Origin of the sequence: Modestobacter sp. I12A-02662 (assembly GCF_041028325.1) — a bacterium.
GTDB lineage: Bacteria > Actinomycetota > Actinomycetes > Mycobacteriales > Geodermatophilaceae > Modestobacter.
On sequence record NZ_JABGDE010000002.1, the window covers coordinates 328571 to 351780 of the forward strand.

Here is a 23210-nt window from a genome sequence, read left to right on the forward strand (position 1 = left end):
TTTCCGCGTTGAAGAGGAGGCGGATGTCGTCGCCGCGTTAGCCGTCGATGAAGTAGGCCCGTCCGCCAGATTCAGATAGGCCTTCTCTGACGAGGCGGCCCATATTGGTGAGAGCGCGAACCACCAGAGTCATGTCACCAGCCACATGCCGCAGACGGTGGACGCTACGTCGTCAGCATCATCACGGTCAGTGAGAGCCTCAGCGCCCATAGCGGCGACCTTCGGCGGGCCGAGATGTGAGTGGCCCGAGGACTCCGGAGGTGGGCTTAGCGGTACTGCCGAGCCTGGGCGTTGAGAACACGTTCCCGCCACTCCTCCGCAAGCGGGACGACCTCGACCTCCACGTCCATGGAGCGCAGCGCCCCCGCGTACCAGGACCGCCCCAAGAACGGTCGGGCAGCTTCCGCGTCGCTCAGGCACAGCACCTTGCGGTGCCCTCCCTGCAACTGGGACGCGACGTACACGAGCTTCAGCGCGTCCGCCAGGACCTTGTTCCGCTGCGCCGGCTTCGTCGACCCCTGATGCGCCCACGCCTCAACTAGCACGGCCGGGTTGGTGCTGATCCCGTCGACCGCTACGCGGGATCCGTCCGGTAGGTGCAGCTGCGTCGGCGTCAACGTCACTCCGAGTCGCTCGCCCAACGCCGCGAGCATCACCGCCTCGGCGCCTTGCTGCTCGGATGAGTCTCCCGGCGGCACGGGCAGCGCCTCGGACTCCACAGCCGGCTTCACTCGCGGGCTGCGGCGCACGGGCTCGCTCTGCGGCTGCAGCAGACCTCGCGTCGGCGAACGGTTCGCCAGCATGGCACGGGCCTTCTCCCGTAGGGCCTCGCTCGGCAGGTCCGCCAGCAGGACCGGGTCCTCCGCTCCTGCCGCGATCATCGCCCGGCCGATCTGAGAAGTGTGCCGGGCGTCGTGCCCCGGTCGATAGTTGGAGCGTCGTCCGACCTGCTCCCCACATCCACACCGGCAGCTGCCAACCAACGGCTGTTCGCGGGACGATGCCGGACCAGCCTCTGTGACGTCGACAGCGACCGTGCGTTGCGGCTGCAGCCGGCCCCCGGACGCGGACGGGTTCAGCATCGCCCGGGCCTGCGCCTGCAGCGCCTCGCTCGGCAGCTCGGCCAGCAGGTCCGGGTCTTCCGCCCCCGCCTCCACCATGGCCCGGCCGACCTGGCCAACGTGCCGACCGTCATGCCCTGGTCGATACAGGGCTCCCCGTCCGACCTGCTCCCCACACCCACACCGGCAGCCGGCCAACGGCTGTTCGCGGAACGCCGCCGAACCAGCCACGGTGACGTCGACACCTCCAAGGTTGTCCGTTTTGCGGGGCTGCCCAAACCACTTCATGTGCCTAGTTTGCAGGTGGAGGCGCTATTTCGGGTCCGGCGCACGTCTCTTCGCTCGCGTTGCGATTAGGTGCCTCGGCTCGGTGGATCGCTCACCTTCGAATCTAAGGCGGCGACCACTTATGTCGATCTGTACAGGTGTGGCTACGCACCTGACAGGGAGCCTCAAGCGTCCGTCTGTTTCCGACGCTGCCGCGTATCGCTCATTTAGCGGGACCGACCGGCGAATCACTCGCCTTGCTTGTCGTAGGCCTCTCTCAGCAGTGCGACCACGTGTGGGATTTCGTCGGCCGTGCGGATCTGAGCATGGATATAGCGCGGCGTACCACTCGCGACTACTCCGCCGACGGGGTGCTGGGCGATACTGAGCCCACCGATGTAGGTGCTTAGGTGGTCACTCGCGATGCCGAGATCGCACATCTTTCGGTCCCGGTAGTACTTGAGGGACTTCTGCCGAGAGATCAATCTGACGTCCGGGCCGATGGCGCGGACCGCCTGGTCGAGTGCATCGAACAGTGGCTTCATCTCGGGGGTGAGCCGGGAGGTGTGCACGTCCAGGGGCACGTCCTCCGCTGGCGGGAGGGTCCCGGCGAGGTCTACGAGGGTCCGACCGGTCTCGTTGACCCAGTACAGGGGGCCTTGCACCTTGGTGGTTCGCCCCGCGGCCTCCGCCAATATGCGTTGCGCCAGTCCGGTGGGCGAGTAGGACCGCCCGTCCGCCTCCCAAACCAGTGGAGCGGCGGCATCTTCTTGCCAGGTAGCGGTGCGGCGACCGGGTGCGGCGTCGAGCCAGTCCGCCATCTGTTCTTGGAGGTCGGCTGACGGTGCCTGGAACGCCAGGCGTTCGCCTGGGCTTAGGATGTCGGCGCTAATGAGCCGGGCAACCGTGGTGAGCTCCCGCTGCTTGTTCTGCTTAGTGCTCTTGGCCTGCTGCTGCTCGCTTACCTCCGGGGAGAGAACAAACTCCTCGATGCCCGGCGGCGGGTAGTGCTGAGAGACGGTGATGAGGACGTCGTTCGTCGTCTGGTAGGCCTGGAAGGCCAGCAGCTTGATGTTTAAGCTCAACTGCTGGTGCAGGAACACGACGGTGGCGGTAACCGTCTGCGGGAAGTCCGAGGCCATCAACACGATGCTCGGCAACCGCAGCGATTCCTCGGTAATGGTGGCCCAGGAGTCGAGTTCAGCTGCGGCCTGCTCAACGCTGACCGGGGTGCCGGTTCTCTTCGACAGGAATTGAGCATGAACGGCGTCGAGGGTATCCCGGGTGAATCGGGACACGAGAGCGGCGTACTTGAGCGCCTGCATCTCAACGGTGTCCGGGGCCTTATCGCGTTTGAGCTCGACGACGATGAGTCGCCCGTCGGCGTCGAGGGCTAGGACGTCGAGTCGGTCCTTCTCCTTTTCCCCCGTGTAGCCGATCCACTGGCCGAACTCGAAGGAGACAATCTTCACTGATGGGCCAAGCACTTCCGGATGGGCGATGACCCATTCCTGGAGGTGCTGACGCTCTCGTAGCCCGGCGTCAGCCAGGCCGATCGGACGGGCGGCGGCCGCGGCGGAGCCTCTGACGGTGAAGACGAACTCGCCGTTCAAGTCGCTCCCGTCGGTCAGCGGGCAGTTCTGGTCACCGTAGCCTGGGAGTCCTTGAGCGGTGTCCTTGAGCGGGCCGCCAGGTGACATTGAGTAGGCCGCGCTGCAAAGTCCGCAAGCCGCCGGATGAGGTTCACCTCAGTTCGATCGGACGACGGAGCCTCAGCCGCCGTCGCCTCGCCAAGCATGGCCGACCGGCCGGACTGGGCTCAACACACCATTACCAATGCCGCGTGGTTACGTGTGGCTCCTCGTGTTGCCTGAGACAGTCAGCCGACGATCACGCGGACATGTCACTGTGCCGCGGGGGGAGCCCGCCGCTGCTCGCCGCCATGGCGACCTTGGCGATCGCGGCGTACGTATGCTCGGCCGGAGTGCTGGGCGCGGTGCTTAGTCCCGCAGAAAGGGTGGCGAGCGTGCCTTTATCACCCACGGAACCCAGCAGCCGACCCAGCGGGTGCCGCAGTGGCTCGACGAGAGGGTGTGCCATCTCGGCCCGCAGCGCCTCCGCGAGGGTTGAGCGGTAGGGCGACGCGCCCAGCAGGGTCCGCGCTTGGCGGCGTTTGACGGGAAGGGTTGTCGGCAGCAGGGCGCGTCGCACCAGTTCGGGCAGCACGGTGTCGGTCAAGGCCGCTTGGTGCCTGCCGCGCACGGCGCCGCACACTCGGGACGCCACGCCGCTGACTTGGTCGTTGACGATGCGTGGAACGCGCGTCGGGACGTGTGCGTCGTCATCTGGCCGAGGACCTGGTCTCTTGGCCCCGAGGTGACCTAGCAGCACCTTTAAGGCCAAGTCCTGCGGCGGCGCCCCTTCGGCCACCTGAGTCAAGAGGCGTGGGATCTTCTCGGACCACGGGGTTCGAGCGACCCACGGTTCGTTTCGAAGAGCCGCCCAAGCCTTCACTGCCTGTTGCTTACAGACCTGCTCGGGATCGTTTTGCAGCACCCACCAGATCGTGTGCAGCGCATCAATCGACGGGGCCGACGGTAGAAGTTCGAGCAGGTGATCGTGTCCATCACCCGTGTGCTCTCGGGCGGTCAGAGCGAGCCTCCGGCGGCCGTCAAGATCTTGGCTAACGGTGAGCAGTCCCGCTCCTGCACACTGGGCTGTCGTGCCACGCCGCGCCATCGTGAGCTGGACCAGCCCTCCGACGGTGACGGTGCTCAACCGTCGCACGCCCGCTAGGACAGTGAATTCGGCAGCGGCCAGCAACTCCTGTGGCTGGGCTGAGCTGAGCCTGGAGGGCTCGAACGCCAGTTGCTCAGCTCGCCCCATCGGGACGATGGCCAGGACGGACGGGCCTCGCCTTCGCTGGACCCGCGCAGCTACCGCAGCGGCGAGGAGGTGTGTGTTGCCAGTCGTCCGAGCGTAGGGGCCTGGACCCTCTCGAACGTCGGCAACTCCTGGGTTCCCATCTCCCAGCGGGTCCACCGATAGGGCTTGACCGGGGCGGCGGTGGGCGGGAGTCGCCGAGTCAACTCGGCGGCGAAGGCCTCCGGCGTTACCTCGGCGCGAGCACAGTGATCTTCGCGGGAGATGCGCAGGAGGTACTGAACCGCCTGGGTTTCGTTAGTCGGCACCCTGTAGCTCGGAGGCCGGCCACGCGGACTCGCCATAGCGGTCGTGTACCCGACGTGCCCGCTGCTCGACTCATTTCTTGACAGGTAGATGGGCCAGCGTCGACTTGCCCTTGAGTGCTGGAGCTGCGGGACACCAAGAGGGGCGTCATCCCGTTCCTTCCAGACATCGGAGGAGGTGATCCCATGAGCGACTACCCCACGCCTCGTAACCCCGCCGAGGACCAGGCGGCCAAGGACGCCCTGGCCAGCAGCCTAAGCGGCACCGCGGCCGCGGAGCAGGCCGCGGCCCAGGAGGCCGCCCGCCGGCTCGAGCAGAAGCACGGCCTCAAGTAGTAGGTCGTGACTCCCCGGTCGAGCCGCTGACGTCCGACACCCGCTCCTGGAGGACGTCAGCGGCTCGATCCTTAACCATCAACACGGAGGTAGGACATGACCCGCAGCGGTGTTGCCGACCTGACCGTCGCCATGGCTGACCCGGCAGTTCTCGCGGCGCTGGAGCTCCTCAGCGAGCGAGGCCTCGGTGTCACGGTGCTCCACGCGCACGACGCGAGTTCGGACGTGATGGTGCCGCTCAAGCCCGGCATCGTGCAGTTCGAGGACGACCTGCACGTGAGCTTCCTGGAGGAGACTCACCCCTCCCTCGGAGCCTCGGTCCCGGTCACAGCGACATGGCGAGACGGAGCCCCAATCATCGTGGGCCGGTGTCGTCGAAACCACGCGTAGCCGATCGCGGAGCAGCGCCCCCATCCCAGTGGGATGGGGGCGCTGCCTCGTGAGGGGGCCTCGCGTTGCGGACGCGGCGAACGCTCCTCCTCAGGAACCTCCCGGCGAGCGTCAGCCCCTACATGCAGTGACTCATGTCTAATCGTTCTGTTCTCGTTACTCAACTGCCTGTGCGCGGCGATCCCCGCGCGGGGGCGGGTGATCACCTGCGAGGAGGTCTTCGAGCTGCGGGTGCCGCTGCCGGACGTCGTCGCGATGCAGACCCGGCAGGCCAACCTCGAGGGCGCGGGGGAGATCCCGCTGCGCCGGCTCGTGAAGGAGGCGCTGCGGATGCGCCCGTCCCGGCTGGTGGTCGGGGAGGTGCGCCAGGAGGAGTGCCTGGACCTGCTCATCGCGCTGAACTCGGGCTTGCCTGGCATGTGCACGCTGCACGCCAACAGCGCCCGCGAGGCGGTGGTGAAGATGTGCACGTTGCCGCTGCTGGCCGGGGAGAACATCGGCCACGCGTTCGTCGTCCCGACCGTCGCCTCCAGCGTCGACCTGGTGGCGCACGTGGGCACCGACCCGTCCGGCCAGCGCCGGGTGCGGGAGGTGGTCGCGCTCCCCGGCCGCACCGAGGGCAGCGTGGTGGAGACCGCCGACGTCTTCACCAGCCGCGACGGCCGGCTGGTGCGCGCCGACGGCTACCCGCCGCACGCCGACCGGTACGCCGCGCACGGCTTCGACCTGGCCGCCCTGCTGGAGGACCGCCCGTGACGGCCTCCGGTGGGCTGCTCGGTCTGCTGCTCGGGGTGGGGCTGCTGCTGATCTGGCGCAGCGGTCCCCGCGCGCCGGTGCGGCGCACCGCCAAGCCGCCGGGACGGCGCCGGCAGCTGCTCGCCGCGGCCGGGCTGACCGGGATCAACGGCGCCCAGCTGCTCGCGCTGCAGGTGGCGCTCGGCCTGGTCGTGACCGTGCTGGTGCTGCTGACCACCCGGACGGTGACGATCAGCCTCACCTTCGGCGGCTTCGGCGTCGCGGTGCCCCACCTGCTGGTGCGCCGGCTGGCCGTCAAGCGGGGGGCCGACCTCCGCGAGGTGTGGCCGGAGGTGGTCGACAACCTGGCCTCCGGCGTGCGGGCGGGGCTCTCGCTGCCCGAGGCGCTGGGGGCGCTCGCCGTCCGCGGGCCGGAGGTGCTGCGCCCGGCGTTCGCGCGGTTCGCCGCCGACCACCGCTCCAGCGGCCGGTTCGGCGAGTCGCTGGACCGGCTCAAGGACGACCTGGCCGACCCCGTGGGCGATCGGATCGTGGAGACCCTGCGGGTGGCCCGCGAGGTGGGCGGCAGCGACCTCGGCCGGGTGCTGCGGACCCTCGCCGCTTTCCTCCGCGAGGACGCCCGGGCGCGGGCGGAGCTGGAGACCCGGATGGGCTGGGTGGTCTCCGCGGCCCGGCTCGCGGTCGCCGCGCCGTGGGTGGTGCTCCTGCTGCTCGCGACCCAGCAGCAGACGTTGGCGGCCTATGACAGCCCGATGGGCACCGCGCTGCTGCTCGGCGGCGGGGCAGTCTGCGTGGTGGCGTACCGGCTGATGCTGCGGATCGGGCAGCTGCCGGCCGATGTGCGGGTGCTCCAGTGAGTGCGGGACTGCTGGGGATGCTGCTCGGACTCACGGCGGGGACCGGGCTGTTGCTCGCGATCGCCTGCGCGCCGCCGTTCCGGCAGGTGCGGCTGGTCGACCGGCTGGCGCCCTACGTGCACGACACCCCGGCGCCGTCCCGGCTGCTCGGCACCGCCACGCAGCCCGGGCTGCTGTCGGCCGCGCGCCGGGTGTTCGGCCCGGTGCTGGTCGACGGCGCCCGGTTCGTCGACCGGGTGCTCGGCGGTCGCGCCTCGGTGCGGCGGCGGCTGGACGCGCTGGGGGAGGAGACCTCGGTCGAGGACTTCCGGGTCGAGCAGCTGGTCTGGGGCGGGCTCGGCCTGCTCGGCGGCGTGCTCGTCGCGGGCGTGGGCTCGGTGCTGGCCGGGACGGTGAACGTGCTGTCGGTGGCGCTGGTGTGCGTCGCCGGGCTGGTCGGTGGCGTGCTGGGCCGGGACTGGTGGCTGACCCAGCAGGTGCAGCGCCGGGAGGAGCTGCTGCTGGCGGAGTTCCCGGTGATCGCGGAGCTGCTGGCGCTGGCGGTGACGGCGGGGGAGAGCCCGACCGCGGCGATCGCCCGGGTGGTGCGGCTGTCGGGTGGCGAGCTGGCCCGCGAGCTGGACGCGGCGCTGGGCCGCGCCCGTGCCGGGGTGCCGCTGGTCGCGGCGCTGCAGCAGCTGGCCGACCGGACGTCGCTGGAGGCGCTGGCCCGGTTCGTCGACGGCCTCGTCGTCGCCGTCGAGCGCGGGACGCCGCTGGCCGAGGTGCTGCGGGCGCAGGCCGCCGACGTCCGGGAGGCCGGCAAGCGCCGGCTGCTGGAGGCCGGCGGCCGCAAGGAGATCGCCATGATGGTCCCGGTCGTCTTCCTGGTGCTGCCGGTCACCGTCGTGTTCGCCCTGTTCCCGGGGCTGATCAGCATCGTCTCGCTGGCGCAGTGACGCGCGGCGACAGAGAGGAAGGACGACGGATGCGCGCGTACGCGTTGCTGACCGCCACTCTGCACGCCTGGACGGCGCGGCTGCGGGAGGGCGATCCCGAGCGGGGTGACGTGCCGGGCTGGGTGATGATCACGGTGATGACCGCGGCGTTGGTGCTGGCGATCCTGATCCCGTTCCGAGAGGCGATCGTCACCGCGGTGACCAACGCCCTGTCGTCGGTCACGAGTGCCCAGTGAGCCGCTGACCCGGGTCGACGACCGCGAGCGGGGGAGCGCGGTCGTCGACTTCGTGCTGGTCGGCGTGCTGGTGGTGACGCTGCTGCTGGGTGTGCTGCAGGTGGCGGTGTACGTGCACGTGCGGAACGTGGCGGTGGCCAGCGCGCAGGAGGGCGCGCGGTACGCGGCGAACGCGGACGTGCCGGCGGAGGCGGGGGCGGCGCGGGCGGTGGAGGTGATCGCCCGGGCCACGTCGACGCGGACGGCGGCGGGGTTGAGCTGCACGTCGACCGAGGAGGTCGAGGGCAGCGGGCTGCGGCTGGTCGTGGTCCGGTGCTCGGGTGCGGTGCCGAGCCTGCTGGCGGCGTTGGGGGAGCTGCTGCCGTTGTCGGTGACCGGCCGGGCGGTGGAGGAGGGGCCGTGACGCGTCCGGCGGACGACGGTGAGCGGGGCTCGGCGATCGTGGAGTTCGTGTTCATCGCGCTGGTGGTGTTCGTGCCGCTGGTGTACCTGGTGGCCGGGTTCTCGGCGGTGCAGCGCGGGGTGTTCGCAGCGAACGAGGCGGCGCGGGAGGCCGGCCGGGCGCTGGGCACGGCACCGGACCTGGCCAGCGGGCAGGCGCGGGCGGCGGAGGCGGTGCGGATCGCGGTGGAGGACCAGTCGGTGGCGGCGACCGACGTCCGGCTGGCTTACGCGCCCCCGGGCGCGGGCTGTGGTGCGGCGGGCGGCTACCAGCCGGCGCTGGTGCCGGGGGAGGAGTTCTCCGTCTGCGTGACGGTGACCGTGCGGATCCCGCTGCTGCCGGAGTTCATCGACGCCAACACCGCCACCGGCCAGTTCCTCGTCGAACGCGACCGCTACGTCGACGGCTGAGCCGCTGCCAGGGCCGCGACACCTGGTCCGTCGAGATCACCCAGCGCGACCCGCCGCCCGGAGATCGCCAGGAGCAGGGAGAGGGCGGGGCCGCTCACGTCAGGACCCTCGCCGAGGGACACGTCGGCGTCCGTTGCGGTCATGCGGACACGGGCCACGAGCTCCTTGGCGCCACCGAAGGCCGCCGGGGTGCGCGCCTGCAGGCGGAGCGACCTGACGACGGCCTCGGGCGGGTAGGAGCGCGTCAGCCCCAGCTGGCGGCGGATGTCCTCACCGTGCACGACCGCCTCGACCAGTCGGCTGTCGAGCGGCGCCGGCGGGGTCTTCCTCAGCGACACCACCCGAGCGAGCCCCTCCAACGTCTCCGGTGGCGATGCACCGCGGTGGCGCCGCACCCCTCGGGCGTTCTGGCGGTGGAAGTCGAACCCCGCTCGGGCCAGGCCGACCACGAACCCGACCCGCCTCGTCCGGGCGGTGTCGACGAGGTGGGCGACGACGTCGTGCACGGTCCACCCGTCGCAGAGCGACTGCTCCTCCCAGCGTGCGTCGTCGAGGTCCGCCAGGTCCTCGACCAGCGCCCCCCGCTCCGCGTGCACCAACGGCCAGACATCGTCTACGCATGAGCGCTTGTACAAATCGCTATTGGTGATAGCGTCCGCGCGGAGGTGCTCGATGGACGACTCTGCAGCCGCGCTGGACCGGACTTTCCATGCGCTGGCCGACCCGAACCGGCGGGCCATCCTGGCGCTCGTCCGCAACCAGCGGTGCGCGGTCGGGGAGATCGCGACGTCGCTGGGGCTGTCCCAGCAGATCGTGTCCCACCACCTGAAGGTGCTCCGTGCAGCCGGCCTGGTGACCGGTGCGCGATCCGGCACCCGGCACCTGTTCGCCGTCCGCGTGGAGGGGCTCGCCGTCGGCAAGGGCTTCTTCGACGACTTCTGGCCGGAGCGGCTGAGCGCCCTGAAGCGTGCGGTGGAGTCGTCGGTGGGCGGCGGTCGTGACTGAGCACCGGACGTCGATCGACATCGACGCGCCCCCCGAGCGCGTGTTCGAGTTCCTGGTCACCGACGCGGGGATGACCTCGTGGATGGGGCAGTGGGCGTCCCTCGACCCCGTGCCCGGCGGCCAGTTCGCGGTGGACATCGCGGGTTATCCCGCCCGCGGCACGTTCCTCGAGGTCGACCCGCCCCGGCGGGTGACGGTCTCGTGGGGGTTCGCCGGCAGCGAGGCCCTGCCCCCCGGCTCCTCGACGGTGTCCTTCGAGCTGACGCCGATCAGCACCGGGACCCGGGTCGAGGTCCTCCACACCGACCTGCCGGCAGAACAGGTGCCCGGTCACGTCGACGGGTGGGACCACTTCCTCCCGCGCCTGGCCCGGGCCGCCGCAGGCGAGCAGCTCCCGCCCGACACCTGGACACCCGCACCCTGACCACTGGCACGAGAGAAGGAGTCGCGATGTCGAACCTCGCTGCAGATGCACTGTCGACCGTGGAGGCCTATCACGAGGCCTGGACCAGCGGCGACGTCGACCGAGCCCTGAGCTACGTGTCGGACGACGTCCGCTGCTTCGCCCCCGACGAGGACGTCACGACCAAGGACGACTGGCGCGAGTACCTCAGCAGCTTCGTGCCCATGCTGACCGGCGCACCCGAGCACACCCGGATGACGGACGGCGACCGGGTGGCGCTGTGGTACTTCCCGCAGACCGCGGCGACGGTGACGACGCTGGCCAGCGAGCTGTTCACGGTGCGAGGCGGGCAGATCGTCGAGATCCGGCTCGCCTTCGACCGCCTCGGCTACGTCCCGCGAGAGCAGCAGCCGGCATGACGGCCGTTCCCGCGCCCGACCTGGCGCGCGAGCTGGTCGATCGGGTCCGGACGCTGCTCCCCGGTCGGCAGGTCCGGGAGGTGCGCATGTTCGGTGCCCTCGCGGTCATGGTCGACGACGCCATGGCGGTGGCTGCGCACAAGGACGGGAGCCTGCTGGTCCGCGTCGACCCGGCGGAGGACGCGCGCCTCCTCGACAGCCCTGGTGCATCGCGGGCGGAGATGGGAGCGGGGCGCTCGATGGGGGAAGGGTGGATCCGCGTCGAGGCGAGCGCGCTGCGCGACGAAGGATCCCTCGGCGGCTGGCTCGAGGCCGCGACCGGTTACCTCGCCCAGCGGAAGGGCAGGCGGATGAACGCCTGAACTGGGCGGAACGACGAGCGGCCCGTGTCCGCGGTGGGACACGGGCCGCTCGGCTGGGTCTGCGCGCCGAGATGAGCGCCGGGATGCCCACCGCCCCGCAGATCTCGTCATCTTTCGCCAGGATCGACCGGACCCTCCGAGTGGGCCGTTCAACCGGTGAGCCGAGGCGATGAGGTGCGAGATGACACGGATGATCCCCGCCCAGGCAGCGTGGCAGCTGCTGCGCGCCGGCAACCTGCCCGCCCGCCTGCGCGCGACCCGAGAGGGGCAGAGCGCCGTCCGGCTGCAGGTGGTGGCCGCCGCCCTCGAGACGGGCGTCCTCGACGCCCTGGCGGACCGGCCGGGGACGACCGACGACCTCGCGGAGCGCACCGGCGCCTCGGACACCGCGCTGCTGGCCGCCTTCCTCCGGGTGCTCGCCGCGGCCGGGCTCGTGCAGGCCGACCGGGCCGGCTGGCGGCTGACCCGGCAGGGTCGTGTCGTCCTCGACGACGACCTCGTCCGCGCCTCGTACGAGGCCTTCGGCGGCTTCCACACCGGTCTGTACCGCGACCTCTACCGGCAGCTGGCCGGCGGCCCGTCCCGCCGCGACGTCACCGAGCGCGGAGAGGTCATCGCCCGCGTCTCCGCGGCCTTCGAGCCGTTCGTCCACGCGGTGCTCACCCGCACGGTTCTCGAGCGGCGGCCCCGGCGGGTCCTGGACATCGGCTGCGGCGCGGGCCTGGAGCTGGCCACCATGCTCGAGGCAGCGCCGGATGCCGAGGGCGTCGGGGTCGACATCGACGAACCGTCCGTCGCGCTCGCCCGGCGGACCCTCGGAGCGCGTGGCCTCGCCGGCCGCGCGACGGTCCTCCACGGCGACGTCCGCCGCCTGACCGAGCAGGTGGCGGAGGTCGACCTCGCCCTGCTGGCCAACGTCGTCTACTACGTCCCGCTGAGCGACCGGGTCGCCTTCCTCCGGGACCTCCGCCGGCTGCTCGCTCCCGGCGGGGTCCTCCTCGTGGTCACCACCGCGGCGACGCCCGCCCTGTTCAGCCGGCACTTCGACCTCCTCCTGCGCGCGCAGGAGGGGGCCATGGAGCTGCCGGACGCCGAGGAGATGGGAACCCAGCTCGCCGAGGCCGGGTTCGACCCCGGGCCGCCGCAGCGCATCGCCCCCGGCACCCCGATCGTCGCGGTGGCAGCCACCCGCCCCTGACCCCGGTGGCTGGACCGGGCCTGGCCGTCCCCCCGCGGACGACCGCTGCATCGACGGCTGACCCGACGTGCTCCGGGTGACCTGTCGCGCTACGCGGCATGTCGGGTTCCCGGCGTCAGGACCCGCCCGGCGGGTCCAGGAGACTGCCGGAGCGGCGCCGTTGCGCGCCTCCGGGCCCGGTCGTTGTGCCAGCGTGCGACGTTCCCGTCGCGTTGCGCGGCAACGCGGCACTTCCTCCCTGGGGAGTTCCCATGACCCTGGATGAGAACGCAATTGCCACCCTCCGCACGAGCTTCGCCGGGGAGGTGCTGTCGCCTCCCGACGCCGGCTTCACCCAGGCCCGGGCTGAGCTCCTCTGGAACGGCGACGTCAGCCACCAGCCGGCGCTCATCACCCGGCCCACCTCCGACGAGGACGTCGCGGCGGCGATCGCCTTCGCCCGGTCCCACGGCCTCGACCTGTCCGTCCGCGGCGGCGGTCACGGCTACCCCGGCAAGGCCGTCGTCCCGGACGGCGTCGTCATCGACCTGTCCCGCCTCGACGCCGTCCGGGTGGACCCGGAGGCGCGGCTGGCCCACGTGGGCGGTGGCGCCACCTGGGCGGCTGTCGACGCGGCGACCGCCGAGCACGGGCTCGCGGTGACCGGCGGCACGGTCAGCCACACCGGCGTCGCCGGGCTGACGCTCGCCGGCGGGGTCGGCTGGCTGATGTCCCGGCAGGGCCTGAGCTGCGACAACCTCGTCGCCGCGACCGTGGTCACGGCCGACGGCCGCACCGTCACCGCCTCCGAGGAAGAACATCCAGAGCTGCTGTGGGGCTTGCGCGGTGCCGGCACCAACTTCGGTGTGGTCACCGAGTTGGTCTTCGCGCTGCACGAGGCCGACCCGATGGTCGACCTGGGGCTCTTCTTCTGGCTCCCGGAGGACGCCGCCGGCCCGCTCCGGTTCGCCCGGGACCACCTCTTCGAGCTGTCGCCCCAGCTGGGCGCGCTGATCGCCGGGATCTCCGCACCGCCCGAGCCGTTCGTGCCCGCCGAGCACCGAGGCGCCCCCGGGTTCGCCGTCCTCGTGGTGGGCTGGGGCAGCCCCGAGGAGCACGCGGCCGCGGTGGAGCCGCTGCGCAGCCGCGGCCCGGCCTTCGAGCTGGTCGCGCCCGTCCCGTACGTGGCTCTGCAGCAGATGCTCGACGGGGGCTCGCCGTGGGGTGCCCACGCCTACGACAAGTCCCTCAACTTCGACGAGCTCCCGGACGAGGCGATCGACGTCCTCGTCAGCTGGCTGCCCCGCAAGACCAGCCCGCTGTCCGTGCTGCCGATGTTCCCGCTGCGCGGCCGGGTGCGGGACGTCCCCGACGACGCCACCTCCTTCGGTCCACCGCGGAGCCGCCGGTGGGCGGTGAGCATGGAGGCGGTCACCACGGACGCGGAGACGCTGGCAGCCGACCGCCAGTGGGCACGCGACCTCTGGACGGCGCTGCGGCCGTACGCCCCGGACGACGGCGCCTACGTGAACTTCGAGTACGACACGGACGCCGCCCGCGTGCGCGCCTCCTACGGCGAGCGCAAGTACCGCCGGCTGGCCGCGCTCAAGGCGGAGTGGGACCCCGGGAACGTCTTCCGCTCCAACGTCAACATCGCACCGGAGCCGGCCGGGACCGACGTCCCGGGCCCGCGCGGCACCGCGGACACCTCGGTGACCGAGCCCAGCGGCTGAGTCCTCGCCGGGCGGCGGTGCATCGAGGACCGACGTCGCCGCCGTCTGCTCAGGCGTCCCTGTCCCGGATCGCCGTCACCAGCTCCGCGAGCAGGCGGTTGGTCTCGCGTTGCTGCTCGACCAGTGACTCGAGGAGTTGACGGGTGACGACCGCTTCGTTGAGCGGAGCGGTGCCGAAGCTCGACGAGATGGCCTTGACCATGGTCTGACGGTAGAGCGGCCGGACCGCCGGCGCGCGGCGGCGGCCGGTCCGGAGTCCTGTCGGCGAGCCCGGAACTCAGTCGTGGCGCGACGGGAGTGGCGGGCGGTGCCGATGGGGCGCGCAGACCCGACTGTCCTGGTCGGCGCGGGAATGGTCCTGACATGCTCCGCTGAGCCGATCGGCGCGATCCACGGGGGACACATTGGACAAGCTGCAGCGCGCCATCACCGTGGCCGCGATCGGCGGGGTCGGCCTGACCCTGCTCGCGAGCCCGGCACAGGCCAAGGGCGACGAGATGGGCGGGGTCGGCGAGCGGTACTTCCTCAACGACAGCTTCAACGGATCGGCCAACCACGTCCTCACCTACGGCGAGGGCCGCGACCGGGCCTACGTCGGGGACTGGGACGGGAACGGCACCGACACCCTGATGCTGCGCCGCGGCAACGCCTTCCACGTCCGGAACGGCAACACCACCGGTGGTGCCGACTCGACGTTCTCCTACGGTGATCCCGGGGACACCGTCCTGGTCGGCGACTGGGACGGGAACGGCACCGACACCCTGGCGGTCCGTCGCGGCGGCACGTACCACGTCAAGAACACGGTGAGCAGCGGATACGCCGACACCGTCTTCTCGTATGGCGACCCGGGTGACGCCGTCCTGGTCGGCGACTGGGACGGCGACGACGACGACACGCTCGTCGTCCGCCGCGGTGGTCGCTACTTCGTGAAGAACGACCTGAACACCGGGTTCTCGGAGAGCGACTTCTACTACGGCAACCCCGGCGACTCGGTGCTCGTCGGTCACTGGTCGGCCGACCAGGAGGGCGACGCCCTCGGGGTCCGCCGCGGCGGGATCTACCACCTGCGGAACTCGCTCACGTCCGGGCCGGCCGACACCGTGTTCGGCTACGGGAACCCGAGCGACACCGCCTTCGTCGGTGACTGGAACGGCGACGGGATCGACTCTCTCGGCGTCCGGCGGCCGACCAGCCCGAGCCGGGACCTCGACTGTCCCGACTTCCCGTCGAAGCGCGAGGCGCAGGCGTACTTCGACTACTACCACCCCTACTACGGCGACGTCGCCCGCCTCGACGCGGACAACGACATGGAGGCCTGCGAGTCGCACTTCGGCTGACCGACAGGCTCTTCCGGTATGGCCCGGGAATGGCTCGCGACAGCGGCCGTCCCGGGCCCTCGCCGTACCTGGACGAGCGGTCCGGCACGGACATCCACGCGCGCGGGACACGACCACCCCGAGCACGGTGGCCGGGGCCGCCGCGGAAGTCGCCGAGCGCCTGCGGGGCGGGCCGAGGTGCGGCGGCCGGTCGGGTCGCTCGGTCCGCCGGGCGTCCGTCGAGATGACCGCGCGGTCCCTGCGGGAGCGACCCGCTTGCACGGGACCCACTGAGAGCGCTCACATCGTTGCAACCCGGCAGGATCCGCAGCGGGCTGATGACGGCGCGTTCGAGCCCTTCACCTGCGTCTTCGCGAACTCTTCGGGACAGGGGCTTGACGCAGGCGGAGATAGCGCTAACTTAGAGCTAGTTCCACCCCGTGAGCCGGGTCACAGGACCTCCCGGGGATCGCAGCGCAGCGCACCACCGCACCCCAAACGCGCTGGTCGGAGCCTGCTGGCAGCGCTGCAACGTCGCTCGACTGCACAGAGAGGAACCCAGGGATGACCGTGCACGATGCCGCGACGGCACCTGACAGCTCGGTGGCGCTCACCTTCTTCAACGACGCCGAGGCGCGCACCGTGGAGGCGATCTCCGAGCGGATCATCCCCGACGGGGGTGACGGCGCAGGCGCGACCTCCGCCGGGGTCGTCTACTACATCGACCGCTCCGTCAGCGGCATCAGCCAGAACCTCCAGCACGTGTACCGGACCGGGCTGCGGGCCCTGGAGCGGTTCTGCCAGGGCGAGTTCTCCGCGCCGTACGTCGGCCTCTCCGCCGAGCAGCAGGACGGCGTCATCCGGCGCTTCTTCGGTCCCGAGGTGGTGGGCGCGGAGGAGACCCCGCAGATGTACGGCGACGAGGAGGAGGAGCGCGGGGAGCGCGGGGACCTGGACGCGGACCTGCCCATCCTGCGGCGGCTGTTCGCCGTCGTCCGGGAGCACGCGATCGAGGGCTTCTTCTGCGACCCCGTCTACGGCGGCAACCGCGGGGCCGTGGGCTGGCAGCTCGTCGGCTTCCCGGGTGCGTACTGGGGCTACACGGCCGAGCAGATGGGCCCCGGCTTCGACGGCCGCACGCTCCCCATCGCCACCCTCTCCGACCTGCGCCGGCAGCTGCAGGAGAAGTCCCTGCCCGACAACTCGACCTACTACGGCAACGAGGAGAACTGACCATGCCCGCGAGCAAGATCGACGTCATCGTCGTCGGGGCCGGCGCCTCGGGTGCGGTCATCGCCTCGGAGCTGGCGCAGGCCGGCCAGAAGGTCGTCCTGCTGGACAAGGGGCCCAAGCACACCACCGAGGACTTCCGGCTCAAGCAGGACGAGATCCGCTACTACGCCCGCGGCTCGCTCGTCCCGAGCATGGACACCGACCCCATCACCTGGCGCGAGACCAGCCAGGACGGCGACGGCGAGCTGGCCCCGTGGGCGGCCGGCCCGCTGGGCACCGCCAACCCGCTGCACCTCCCGCCGTCCCTGGGTGCCGGCGGCGGCACCATCCACTGGGGCGGAGCCTGCTGGCGGTTCCGTGAGACCGAGTTCCGGATGAAGAGCGAGATCGAGGAGCGCCTGGGCAAGGACGCGCTCCCCGAGGGCCACACGCTGGTCGACTGGCCGATCAGCTACGCCGACCTCGAGCCGTACTACGACAAGACGGAGTGGGAGCTCGGCATCTCCGGCCGCGGCAGCAACGTCGCCGGCCGCCCCGAGCTGAACGAGAACCCCTGGGAGGCGCCGCGCCAGCGCGACTACCCGATGCCGCCGCTGCGCCAGGGGACAGCGGACATCGAGTTCGCCGACGCCTGCACGCGCCTGGGTTACCACCCGTTCCGCACCGCCGCCGCGATCGCCTCCGAGCCGTTCAAGGGCCGGTCGGGCTGCACCTACTGCGGCTTCTGCCACGGCTACCCCTGCCACGTGGACGCCAAGACCTCGACCCACGTCGCGGCGCTGCCCTACGGAGAGGCCAGCGGCAACCTGGAGATGCGCGACTACTGCCGTGTCCACAAGGTGAACCGCTCGAACGACGGCAAGCGCGTCACCGGCGTCTCCTACTACGACGCCGACGGCCGCTCGGTCGACCTCGAGGCCGACCGCGTGGTGCTCGCCTGCTACGCCCTGGAGAACGCGCGGCTGCTGCTGGCCTCGGGCATCAACGCCAACGGCCAGGTCGGCAAGCACCTCATGACCCACGCCTTCGGGTTCTTCATGGGCCTGACCAAAGAGCCCTCCAACCCCTACATGGGCACCCTGGTCGCCTCGACGTCCATCGAGGACTTCAGCGGCGAGCTGGTCCACGAGTACGACCCGACCGTCCTGTGGGGCGCGCCGATCATCAGCTGGCCAGGGGACTACCAGCCGATCGAGATCGCGCACGCCATGCCGCCGAGTGCGCCGCGGTGGGGCGCCGGCTTCCGCGACTGGATGCGCGACAACTACGCCCACGTGTGGTCGATGTACTCCCAGACGGCGAACATCCCGACCAACGACACCTACGTGGACCTCGATCCCACCAAGAAGGACCCGTGGGGCCAGCCGGCGCTGCGCATGACGCACGGCTGGGGTGAGTGGGACCAGAAGATGGTCGAGTTCCTCCTCACCATCAAGCGCAGGATCGCGCAGGAGATGGGTCTCACCTACTGGTGGGAGGAGACCACCAAGCCGGACTACCACCTGTCCACGCACGAGGTCGGCACCCACCGCATGGGCGAGGACCCGGCGACCTCGGTCGTCGACGTCCACGGCCGGTCCCACGAGTGCGAGAACCTGTACGTCGTCGGCGGCGGCCAGTTCCCCACCTACCACGGCTACAACCCGACCGAGACGATCTGGGCGATGGCCTACATGACGGCCGACAACATCCTCGGCCGCTCCGCGCCGGCTCCGGTCGCCGCGCACAGCCACGACGGCCATGCCCACGCCTCCGCCCACACGCACGCCCACTGAGAGGGATTCCAGCATGCAGACGCGAGCACTGGGCAGCACCGGGCTGTCCGTCACCCCGCTGTGCCACGGCACGAGCCCGCTGGGCAACTTCCCGGCCCAGTACGGCTACGAGGTCAGCGAGGAGCAGGCCGTCGCGACGATCCTGCGGGTCCTCGAGGGGCCGATCAACTTCATCGACACGTCGAACAACTACTTCGACGCCGAGCGGCGGATCGGGATCGCCCTGCGCGAGCGGGGCGGCCTGCCCGAGGGCTTCGTGCTCGGCACGAAGGTCGACCCGGAGCACGGCAGCACCGACCTGTCCGGCGCCCGGGCGCGGCGGTCGGTCCAGGAGAGCCTCGAGCGGCTGGGGCAGGACCGCCTCCAGCTGGTCTACATCCACGACCCGGAGATCCACGACTTCGACGAGGCCACCGGCCCCGGCGGTGTCGTGGAGGCGCTGGTCGCCCTGCAGCAGGAGGGCCTGATCGACCACATCGGCGTCGCCGGCGGCCCGATCGACCTCATGCAGCGGTACGTCGAGCTCGACGTCTTCCAGGCCGTCATCAGCCACAACCGGTTCACGCTGGTCGACCAGTCGGCCCGGCCGCTGATCGACCAGGTCGCGGAGCGGCGCATGGCCTTCGTCAACGGGGCGCCGTACGGCGGCGGGATGCTGGTCAAGGGGCCGGACGCGCACCCGAACTACTGCTACGCCCCGGCCGCCGAGGCCACCAAGGACCGGGTCCGGGCGATGGAGCGGGCCTGCGCGGAGCACGGCGTGCCGCTCGCGGCGGCGGCCCTGCAGTTCTCGCTCCGCGAGCCGAAGGTGGCCTCCACGATCGTCGGGATGTCCACGCCGGAGCGGGTCGAGCAGACCCTCGCCTTGGCGGCGGCGGAGATCTCGCCGGAACTGTGGGCGCAGCTCGACGAGCTGGCGGCCCCTGGCCGGAACGGCGTCGAGGAAGCGGCTGCACAGACGGCCTCGTGATAGCGCTAACACGGTCAGTGACGCAGCACCAACGGCACTCCCCACTCCGGACAGGCGGTTGACATGAACGCGAGCACGGCGGCCCCGGCGCTGCGCGCCGTTGGGCTCACCAAGAGATATCCCGGTGTCACAGCGCTGGACGGCGTGGACCTCGACGTCCACGCCGGCCGGATCCTGTCGCTCTCGGGCGCCAACGGTGCAGGCAAGTCCACCCTCGTCAAGATCCTCTCGGGGGCGGAGCAGCCCGACGAGGGCCGGATCTGGGTCGACGAGCAGGAGGTCGACCTCGCCAGCCCGCACGCCGCGCGGCAGGCGGGGATCTACACCATCTACCAGGAGCTGAGCCTGGTCCCGTCGATGTCGGTCGTGGAGAACATCTTCCTCGACGACTTCGCCAGCGGCCTGCTGGTCCGCCGCTCGAAGCTGGAGGCGCAGGCCGAGGCGCTGATGGAGCGCCTCGGGGTGGACGTGGACGTCCGGGCCGCCGTCAACACCCTGCCGCTGGCCAAGCAGCAGCTCGTGGAGATCGCCAAGGCGCTGAAGTCCAACCCGCGGGTCCTGTTGCTGGACGAGCCCACGACCACGCTCCCGCCCCGGGACGTCGCCTCCCTGCTCGAGCTCATGCGCAACCTGGCCCGGTCGGGGGTGGGCCTGATCTTCATCTCCCACCGCCTCGACGAGGTCACCGAGGTGTGCGACGAGGTCGACGTCCTCCGGGACGGCCGGCGCGTCGGGCACTTCGACTCCGTGCCCGCACACCACGACATCGTCAAGGCGATGGTCGGCGACCGCCTGGAGAACTCGCTGTCGGCGGCCGTGGTGGAAGGCGCGGAGGGGACGCTCGGCGGGGTCGCCACCGACGAGGTCGTCCTGCGCGTGCGGGACCTCTCGGACGGGCACCGGCTCAGCTTCTCCTGCGACCTGCGGCGGGGGGAGGTGCTCGCGGTCACCGGCCTCCTCGGCGCCGGCCAGACCGAGCTCACCGAGTGCCTCTTCGGCATGCGGGAGACCGTCAGCGGGACCGTGGAGATGGAGGGACGGAAGGTCCGGGTCCGCTCGCCCCGGGAGGCGATCGGGGTCGGGCTCGGGCTCATCCCGGAGGACCGCAAGTCCCAGGGCCTGGTCCTGGACATGAGCGCCAGCAAGAACATGACGCTGGCCTCCCTGGGGTCCTTCACCCGGATGGGCGTGTTGGACCACGTGCGCGAGGCCAAGCACTCGCGCGGCCAGGTCGACGAGCTCGCCATCAAGTGCAGCAGCGTCAACCAGACCGCCCGGACCATGAGCGGCGGCAACCAGCAGAAGCTCCTGCTGGCCCGCTGGCTCACCAAGAACAGCAAGGTCCTCATCCTCGCCGAGCCGACCCGTGGGGTCGACGTCGCGGCCAAGGAGGAGATCTACCGCCTGATCCGCGCCTACCTGCGGCGCGGTGGTGCGGCGGTGGTGGTCACCTCCGAGGTCGCCGAGGCCGCGTTGTGCGACCGCGTGATGGTCCTGTCGGCCGGCCGGGTCGTCGCGGAGGCCTCGCACGAGGAGATCCGCAGTCAACAGCAGGACCTGCTCACCCACCTCAGATGAGCACCACTCCCGATCCGATGGAGGAACCCATGTCGGTCTCTTCAGAGACTGCGTCCCGGAGGCCACCGGGCCTCAAGTCGTCAGGGCCGACCTCCGGAGGCGGCGGCAAGCGGCGCCGGCTCAGGGTCGGCCCCCAGGGCTACCTGCTCGCGGTGTTCGTCCTGGTGGCCCTCGTCGGTTCCTGGACCTCGGAGTTCTTCTTCACCGTCCGGAACCTCGAGAACATCGTCGTCGCCGCCTCGGTGGTCGCCGTGCTCGGCGTCGCCCAGTTCATCGTGGTGGTCACCCGGGGCATCGACCTCTCGGTCGGGTCCGTCGCCGCACTGTCCACGGTCATCACCGCCGTGCTGCTGCGACAGGGGCAGGGCGTCCTCGTCACCGTCGTCGTCGCACTCCTCGCCTGTGCCTTCTGCGGCTTCATCAACGGCATCCTGGTCGTGTACGCCAGGATCGCGCCGTTCGTGGCGACCCTGGCCATGCTGAGCATCGCCCGCGGCGTGGCGTTCCTGGTGCAGGTCGGCACGCTGATCGTGATCAGCAACCGGGACTTCCTCGACATCTTCGGCGGACGCACCGGGTCCGTGCCGAACGTCGTGATCATCGCGCTGATCGTGACGCTGATCGCCGCGTTCGTCATGCGGTTCACCCCGCTCGGACGCCGGCTGTACGCCCTCGGCGGCAACCCGGAGGCCGCGCGGCTGTCAGGCCTCCCGGTCAAGCGGGACCAGGTCATGGCCTACACGACCAGCGGCCTGCTCGCCGGCCTCGCCGGTCTGATGCTGGCCGGGCGGCTGTCCCAGGGCAGCTCCCTGGTCGGCGCCGGCTACGAGCTGGACTCGATCGCGGCGACCGTGGTCGGCGGCACCTCGCTGTTCGGCGGCACCGGCGACCCGATCAGCACCGTCCTGGGCGCGCTGATCATCGGGATGATCGGCAACATCATGAACCTGGCCGGCATCCAGTCCGAGCCACAGCTGGTCATCCGCGGACTCGTCATCCTCGTCGCGGTCTTCCTCACCTCCGGCGGCGGCATCCAGCGGATCCGTGCCGGCCTCTCCAAGCTCCGTCGCGGCGGCCGGTCCGGCGCTGACGGCGGTGGTCCAACCCCTGCCCCCGCCCCACCCGAGCCGGTCGAGGCTGCGGGCCGCTCCGACCTCTCCGCAGAACCCCGTCCCACACCGCCACACGACAGCACGGAAGGAACCCGATGATGCGTACCACCACCGGCGTCGCGGTCACCACGGCCCTCGCGCTCGGCCTCACCCTCACCGCCTGCGGCTCCGGAGACTCCGGCGGGGGTGGCGGGGACGGAGCCTCCGCCGGCGACGGCGACACCATCCAGATCGGCTTCTCCCAGCGCCGCCTCGCCGGCAGCGACTGGTGGGCCACCCTGCTCCAGGGCGCCGAGGACAAGGCGAAGGAACTCGGCGCCGAGATCACCGTGACCGACGCGGGCGGCGACACCGTCAAGCAGAACTCCGACGTGCAGACCCTGCTCACCCAGGGCGTGGACGCCGTCATCATGAACCCGCACGACCCCACGGGCGTCGTGGAGGCGGTCAACGCCACGGTGCAGGACCAGGTCCCGCTCGTGGTCGTGAACAGCAACCTCTCCGAGGAGCTGGCCGCCAACCAGTTCTGCTACGTCGCCGAGGACCAGACGGCCGTCGCCGAGTCGCTCGGTGTGGCCATCGCCGAAGAGGCCAAGACCCGGTTCGGCAGCGAGCCGATCACCGCGGTCGTGGTCGGCGGGTACTCCGGCGAGACCGTCACGCAGCTGCGTGGTGACGGCGTGGTCGCCGGCTACGAGAGCGTCGCGGACGCCCCGCCGATCACCTACCTGCCCATCCGCTACGGCGAGTGGCTGCCGGACAAGGCGCTGAACCCGGTGCGCGACGTGGCGACCGCCAACCCGGACCTCGACGTCGTGTTCAGCCTGAGCGACGTGATGCTCCCGGGCATCAAGCAGGGCCTCCAGGACGCAGGCATCCTCGACCAGGTCATCATCGGCACCTACGACGGCCAGATGTCCGTCGTCAAGGAGATGATGGACAACCCCGAGGGGCCGGTCCAGGCGGACGCCTCCAACGAGCCCTACAAGATGGGTCAGACGGCTGTCGAGAAGGCCGTCGCGGCGGCCAAGGGCGAGACGCAGGACGACGTCTGCCCGGGTGGTGAGTTCTTCATCGACACGTTCATCGCCACCCCCGAGACTGCCTCGCAGTACTACGACGAGTCGCGGATGTACTGATCGCCGAACGCCTCGTCCCGCCGTCGCGCCCGGACGAGGAACCCCGCGGCCACGCGGCCGCCGCCCCGGGTCCGGATGCCCCCGGACCCGGGGCGGGCAGCCCCGCA

At 71.0% G+C, this 23210-nt stretch carries 26 protein-coding genes; 21 read left to right on the forward strand and 5 right to left on the reverse strand.

Annotated elements, in window-relative coordinates; genetic code table 11:
• Window positions 1-266 precede the first annotated feature (266 nt).
• The 3 genes from HL189_RS02005 to HL189_RS02015 form a co-directional block, all read right to left on the reverse strand.
• On the reverse strand, window positions 267-1160 hold the full coding sequence (locus HL189_RS02005; protein ID WP_369132027.1) for a hypothetical protein: 894 nt from the start codon (window positions 1158-1160) through the stop codon (window positions 267-269).
• Between the two features lie 416 nt (window positions 1161-1576).
• A complete protein-coding gene (locus HL189_RS02010) occupies window positions 1577-2941 on the reverse strand; it encodes a DUF5655 domain-containing protein (RefSeq protein ID WP_369132028.1) in 1365 nt (454 codons plus the stop codon).
• Between the two features lie 277 nt (window positions 2942-3218).
• Entirely contained in the window at window positions 3219-3566 is a 348-nt protein-coding gene (locus tag HL189_RS02015) for a hypothetical protein (protein WP_369132029.1), read from the reverse strand.
• Between the two features lie 1136 nt (window positions 3567-4702).
• Between HL189_RS02015 and HL189_RS02020 the strand changes: the two genes are divergently transcribed.
• The 8 genes from HL189_RS02020 to HL189_RS02055 all read left to right on the forward strand — a co-directional run bounded on the left by HL189_RS02020 (window position 4703) and on the right by HL189_RS02055 (window position 8881).
• A complete protein-coding gene (locus tag HL189_RS02020; protein WP_369132030.1) occupies window positions 4703-4852 on the forward strand; it encodes a hypothetical protein in 150 nt (49 codons plus the stop codon).
• A 96-nt stretch (window positions 4853-4948) separates the two neighbouring features.
• The gene (locus HL189_RS02025; protein ID WP_369132031.1) at window positions 4949-5242 is read left to right on the forward strand and encodes a hypothetical protein; all 294 of its coding nucleotides are present in this window, start codon (window positions 4949-4951) and stop codon (window positions 5240-5242) included.
• Between the two features lie 33 nt (window positions 5243-5275).
• Window positions 5276-5998, forward strand: coding sequence for an ATPase, T2SS/T4P/T4SS family (locus HL189_RS02030; RefSeq protein ID WP_369132032.1), 723 nt, complete (start codon window positions 5276-5278; stop codon window positions 5996-5998).
• Complete coding sequence (locus HL189_RS02035) at window positions 5995-6855, forward strand: type II secretion system F family protein (RefSeq protein ID WP_369132033.1); 861 nt, start codon at window positions 5995-5997, stop codon at window positions 6853-6855. The genes HL189_RS02030 and HL189_RS02035 overlap by 4 nt, the downstream gene beginning before the upstream one ends.
• 17 nt (window positions 6856-6872) lie before the next feature.
• Window positions 6873-7793, forward strand: coding sequence for a type II secretion system F family protein (locus tag HL189_RS02040; RefSeq protein WP_369132034.1), 921 nt, complete (start codon window positions 6873-6875; stop codon window positions 7791-7793).
• A gap of 29 nt (window positions 7794-7822) precedes the next feature.
• On the forward strand, window positions 7823-8029 hold the full coding sequence (locus HL189_RS02045; RefSeq protein WP_369132035.1) for a hypothetical protein: 207 nt from the start codon (window positions 7823-7825) through the stop codon (window positions 8027-8029).
• A complete protein-coding gene (locus tag HL189_RS02050) occupies window positions 8019-8432 on the forward strand; it encodes a TadE/TadG family type IV pilus assembly protein (RefSeq protein ID WP_369132036.1) in 414 nt (137 codons plus the stop codon). Before HL189_RS02045 ends, HL189_RS02050 begins: the two co-directional genes overlap by 11 nt.
• Complete coding sequence (locus HL189_RS02055; RefSeq protein WP_369132037.1) at window positions 8429-8881, forward strand: hypothetical protein; 453 nt, start codon at window positions 8429-8431, stop codon at window positions 8879-8881. The genes HL189_RS02050 and HL189_RS02055 overlap by 4 nt, the downstream gene beginning before the upstream one ends.
• On the opposite strand, the gene HL189_RS02060 is transcribed toward HL189_RS02055, so the two are convergent.
• Entirely contained in the window at window positions 8866-9477 is a 612-nt protein-coding gene (locus HL189_RS02060; RefSeq protein ID WP_369132187.1) for a maleylpyruvate isomerase family mycothiol-dependent enzyme, read from the reverse strand. The two genes, HL189_RS02055 and HL189_RS02060, sit on opposite strands and share 16 nt — an antisense overlap.
• A gap of 76 nt (window positions 9478-9553) precedes the next feature.
• On the opposite strand from HL189_RS02060, the gene HL189_RS02065 reads away from it, so the two are divergent.
• From HL189_RS02065 to HL189_RS02090, 6 genes are all read left to right on the forward strand, one after another.
• Window positions 9554-9886 carry an ArsR/SmtB family transcription factor gene (locus tag HL189_RS02065; protein ID WP_369132038.1) on the forward strand — a complete coding sequence of 111 codons (333 nt, stop codon included), beginning with the start codon at window positions 9554-9556 and terminating at the stop codon, window positions 9884-9886.
• Window positions 9879-10310 carry an SRPBCC domain-containing protein gene (locus HL189_RS02070; RefSeq protein ID WP_369132039.1) on the forward strand — a complete coding sequence of 144 codons (432 nt, stop codon included), beginning with the start codon at window positions 9879-9881 and terminating at the stop codon, window positions 10308-10310. The genes HL189_RS02065 and HL189_RS02070 overlap by 8 nt, the downstream gene beginning before the upstream one ends.
• Window positions 10311-10336: 26 nt before the next feature.
• On the forward strand, window positions 10337-10708 hold the full coding sequence (locus tag HL189_RS02075; RefSeq protein WP_369132040.1) for a nuclear transport factor 2 family protein: 372 nt from the start codon (window positions 10337-10339) through the stop codon (window positions 10706-10708).
• Entirely contained in the window at window positions 10705-11070 is a 366-nt protein-coding gene (locus HL189_RS02080; protein WP_369132041.1) for a TfoX/Sxy family protein, read from the forward strand. The genes HL189_RS02075 and HL189_RS02080 overlap by 4 nt, the downstream gene beginning before the upstream one ends.
• Window positions 11071-11251: 181 nt before the next feature.
• A complete protein-coding gene (locus HL189_RS02085; RefSeq protein WP_369132042.1) occupies window positions 11252-12268 on the forward strand; it encodes a methyltransferase domain-containing protein in 1017 nt (338 codons plus the stop codon).
• A 251-nt stretch (window positions 12269-12519) separates the two neighbouring features.
• Window positions 12520-13980, forward strand: a complete 1461-nt coding sequence (locus HL189_RS02090) for an FAD-binding oxidoreductase (RefSeq protein ID WP_369132043.1) — start codon at window positions 12520-12522, stop codon at window positions 13978-13980.
• Between the two features lie 49 nt (window positions 13981-14029).
• Here the strand turns inward: HL189_RS02090 and HL189_RS02095 are convergent, their stop codons facing one another.
• Window positions 14030-14182 (reverse strand): hypothetical protein, encoded by a 153-nt coding sequence (locus tag HL189_RS02095; protein ID WP_369132044.1) that lies wholly within the window; start codon window positions 14180-14182, stop codon window positions 14030-14032.
• A gap of 202 nt (window positions 14183-14384) precedes the next feature.
• Between HL189_RS02095 and HL189_RS02100 the strand changes: the two genes are divergently transcribed.
• From HL189_RS02100 to HL189_RS02130, 7 genes are all read left to right on the forward strand, one after another.
• Complete coding sequence (locus HL189_RS02100; RefSeq protein ID WP_369132045.1) at window positions 14385-15317, forward strand: hypothetical protein; 933 nt, start codon at window positions 14385-14387, stop codon at window positions 15315-15317.
• Window positions 15318-15860: 543 nt separating this feature from the next.
• Window positions 15861-16529 (forward strand): gluconate 2-dehydrogenase subunit 3 family protein, encoded by a 669-nt coding sequence (locus tag HL189_RS02105; RefSeq protein ID WP_369132046.1) that lies wholly within the window; start codon window positions 15861-15863, stop codon window positions 16527-16529.
• Window positions 16530-16531: 2 nt separating this feature from the next.
• Window positions 16532-18304, forward strand: coding sequence for a GMC family oxidoreductase (locus tag HL189_RS02110; protein WP_369132047.1), 1773 nt, complete (start codon window positions 16532-16534; stop codon window positions 18302-18304).
• A gap of 13 nt (window positions 18305-18317) precedes the next feature.
• A complete protein-coding gene (locus HL189_RS02115) occupies window positions 18318-19274 on the forward strand; it encodes an aldo/keto reductase (protein WP_369132048.1) in 957 nt (318 codons plus the stop codon).
• A 63-nt stretch (window positions 19275-19337) separates the two neighbouring features.
• The gene (locus HL189_RS02120; RefSeq protein ID WP_369132049.1) at window positions 19338-20852 is read left to right on the forward strand and encodes a sugar ABC transporter ATP-binding protein; all 1515 of its coding nucleotides are present in this window, start codon (window positions 19338-19340) and stop codon (window positions 20850-20852) included.
• A gap of 152 nt (window positions 20853-21004) precedes the next feature.
• The gene (locus tag HL189_RS02125; RefSeq protein WP_369132050.1) at window positions 21005-22063 is read left to right on the forward strand and encodes an ABC transporter permease; all 1059 of its coding nucleotides are present in this window, start codon (window positions 21005-21007) and stop codon (window positions 22061-22063) included.
• Window positions 22060-23103, forward strand: a complete 1044-nt coding sequence (locus tag HL189_RS02130) for a substrate-binding domain-containing protein (protein ID WP_369132051.1) — start codon at window positions 22060-22062, stop codon at window positions 23101-23103. Before HL189_RS02125 ends, HL189_RS02130 begins: the two co-directional genes overlap by 4 nt.
• The last annotated feature ends 107 nt before the right edge of the window (window positions 23104-23210 follow it).

Bases quoted from the DNA above. Each gene is read 5' to 3' on its own strand.
- HL189_RS02005 (WP_369132027.1), bottom strand. From the start codon at position 1,160: ATGGTGGAGGCGGGGGCGGAAGACCCGGACCTGCTGGCCGAGCTGCCG.
- HL189_RS02020 (WP_369132030.1), top strand. From the start codon at position 4,703: ATGAGCGACTACCCCACGCCTCGTAACCCCGCCGAGGACCAGGCGGCC.
- HL189_RS02025 (WP_369132031.1), top strand. From the start codon at position 4,949: ATGACCCGCAGCGGTGTTGCCGACCTGACCGTCGCCATGGCTGACCCG.
- HL189_RS02030 (WP_369132032.1), top strand. From the start codon at position 5,276: ATGGGGGCGCTGCCTCGTGAGGGGGCCTCGCGTTGCGGACGCGGCGAA.
- HL189_RS02040 (WP_369132034.1), top strand. From the start codon at position 6,873: ATGCTGCTCGGACTCACGGCGGGGACCGGGCTGTTGCTCGCGATCGCC.
- HL189_RS02045 (WP_369132035.1), top strand. From the start codon at position 7,823: ATGCGCGCGTACGCGTTGCTGACCGCCACTCTGCACGCCTGGACGGCG.
- HL189_RS02065 (WP_369132038.1), top strand. From the start codon at position 9,554: ATGGACGACTCTGCAGCCGCGCTGGACCGGACTTTCCATGCGCTGGCC.
- HL189_RS02075 (WP_369132040.1), top strand. From the start codon at position 10,337: ATGTCGAACCTCGCTGCAGATGCACTGTCGACCGTGGAGGCCTATCAC.
- HL189_RS02080 (WP_369132041.1), top strand. From the start codon at position 10,705: ATGACGGCCGTTCCCGCGCCCGACCTGGCGCGCGAGCTGGTCGATCGG.
- HL189_RS02085 (WP_369132042.1), top strand. From the start codon at position 11,252: ATGACACGGATGATCCCCGCCCAGGCAGCGTGGCAGCTGCTGCGCGCC.
- HL189_RS02090 (WP_369132043.1), top strand. From the start codon at position 12,520: ATGACCCTGGATGAGAACGCAATTGCCACCCTCCGCACGAGCTTCGCC.
- HL189_RS02095 (WP_369132044.1), bottom strand. From the start codon at position 14,182: ATGGTCAAGGCCATCTCGTCGAGCTTCGGCACCGCTCCGCTCAACGAA.
- HL189_RS02105 (WP_369132046.1), top strand. From the start codon at position 15,861: ATGACCGTGCACGATGCCGCGACGGCACCTGACAGCTCGGTGGCGCTC.
- HL189_RS02110 (WP_369132047.1), top strand. From the start codon at position 16,532: ATGCCCGCGAGCAAGATCGACGTCATCGTCGTCGGGGCCGGCGCCTCG.
- HL189_RS02115 (WP_369132048.1), top strand. From the start codon at position 18,318: ATGCAGACGCGAGCACTGGGCAGCACCGGGCTGTCCGTCACCCCGCTG.
- HL189_RS02120 (WP_369132049.1), top strand. From the start codon at position 19,338: ATGAACGCGAGCACGGCGGCCCCGGCGCTGCGCGCCGTTGGGCTCACC.
- HL189_RS02130 (WP_369132051.1), top strand. From the start codon at position 22,060: ATGATGCGTACCACCACCGGCGTCGCGGTCACCACGGCCCTCGCGCTC.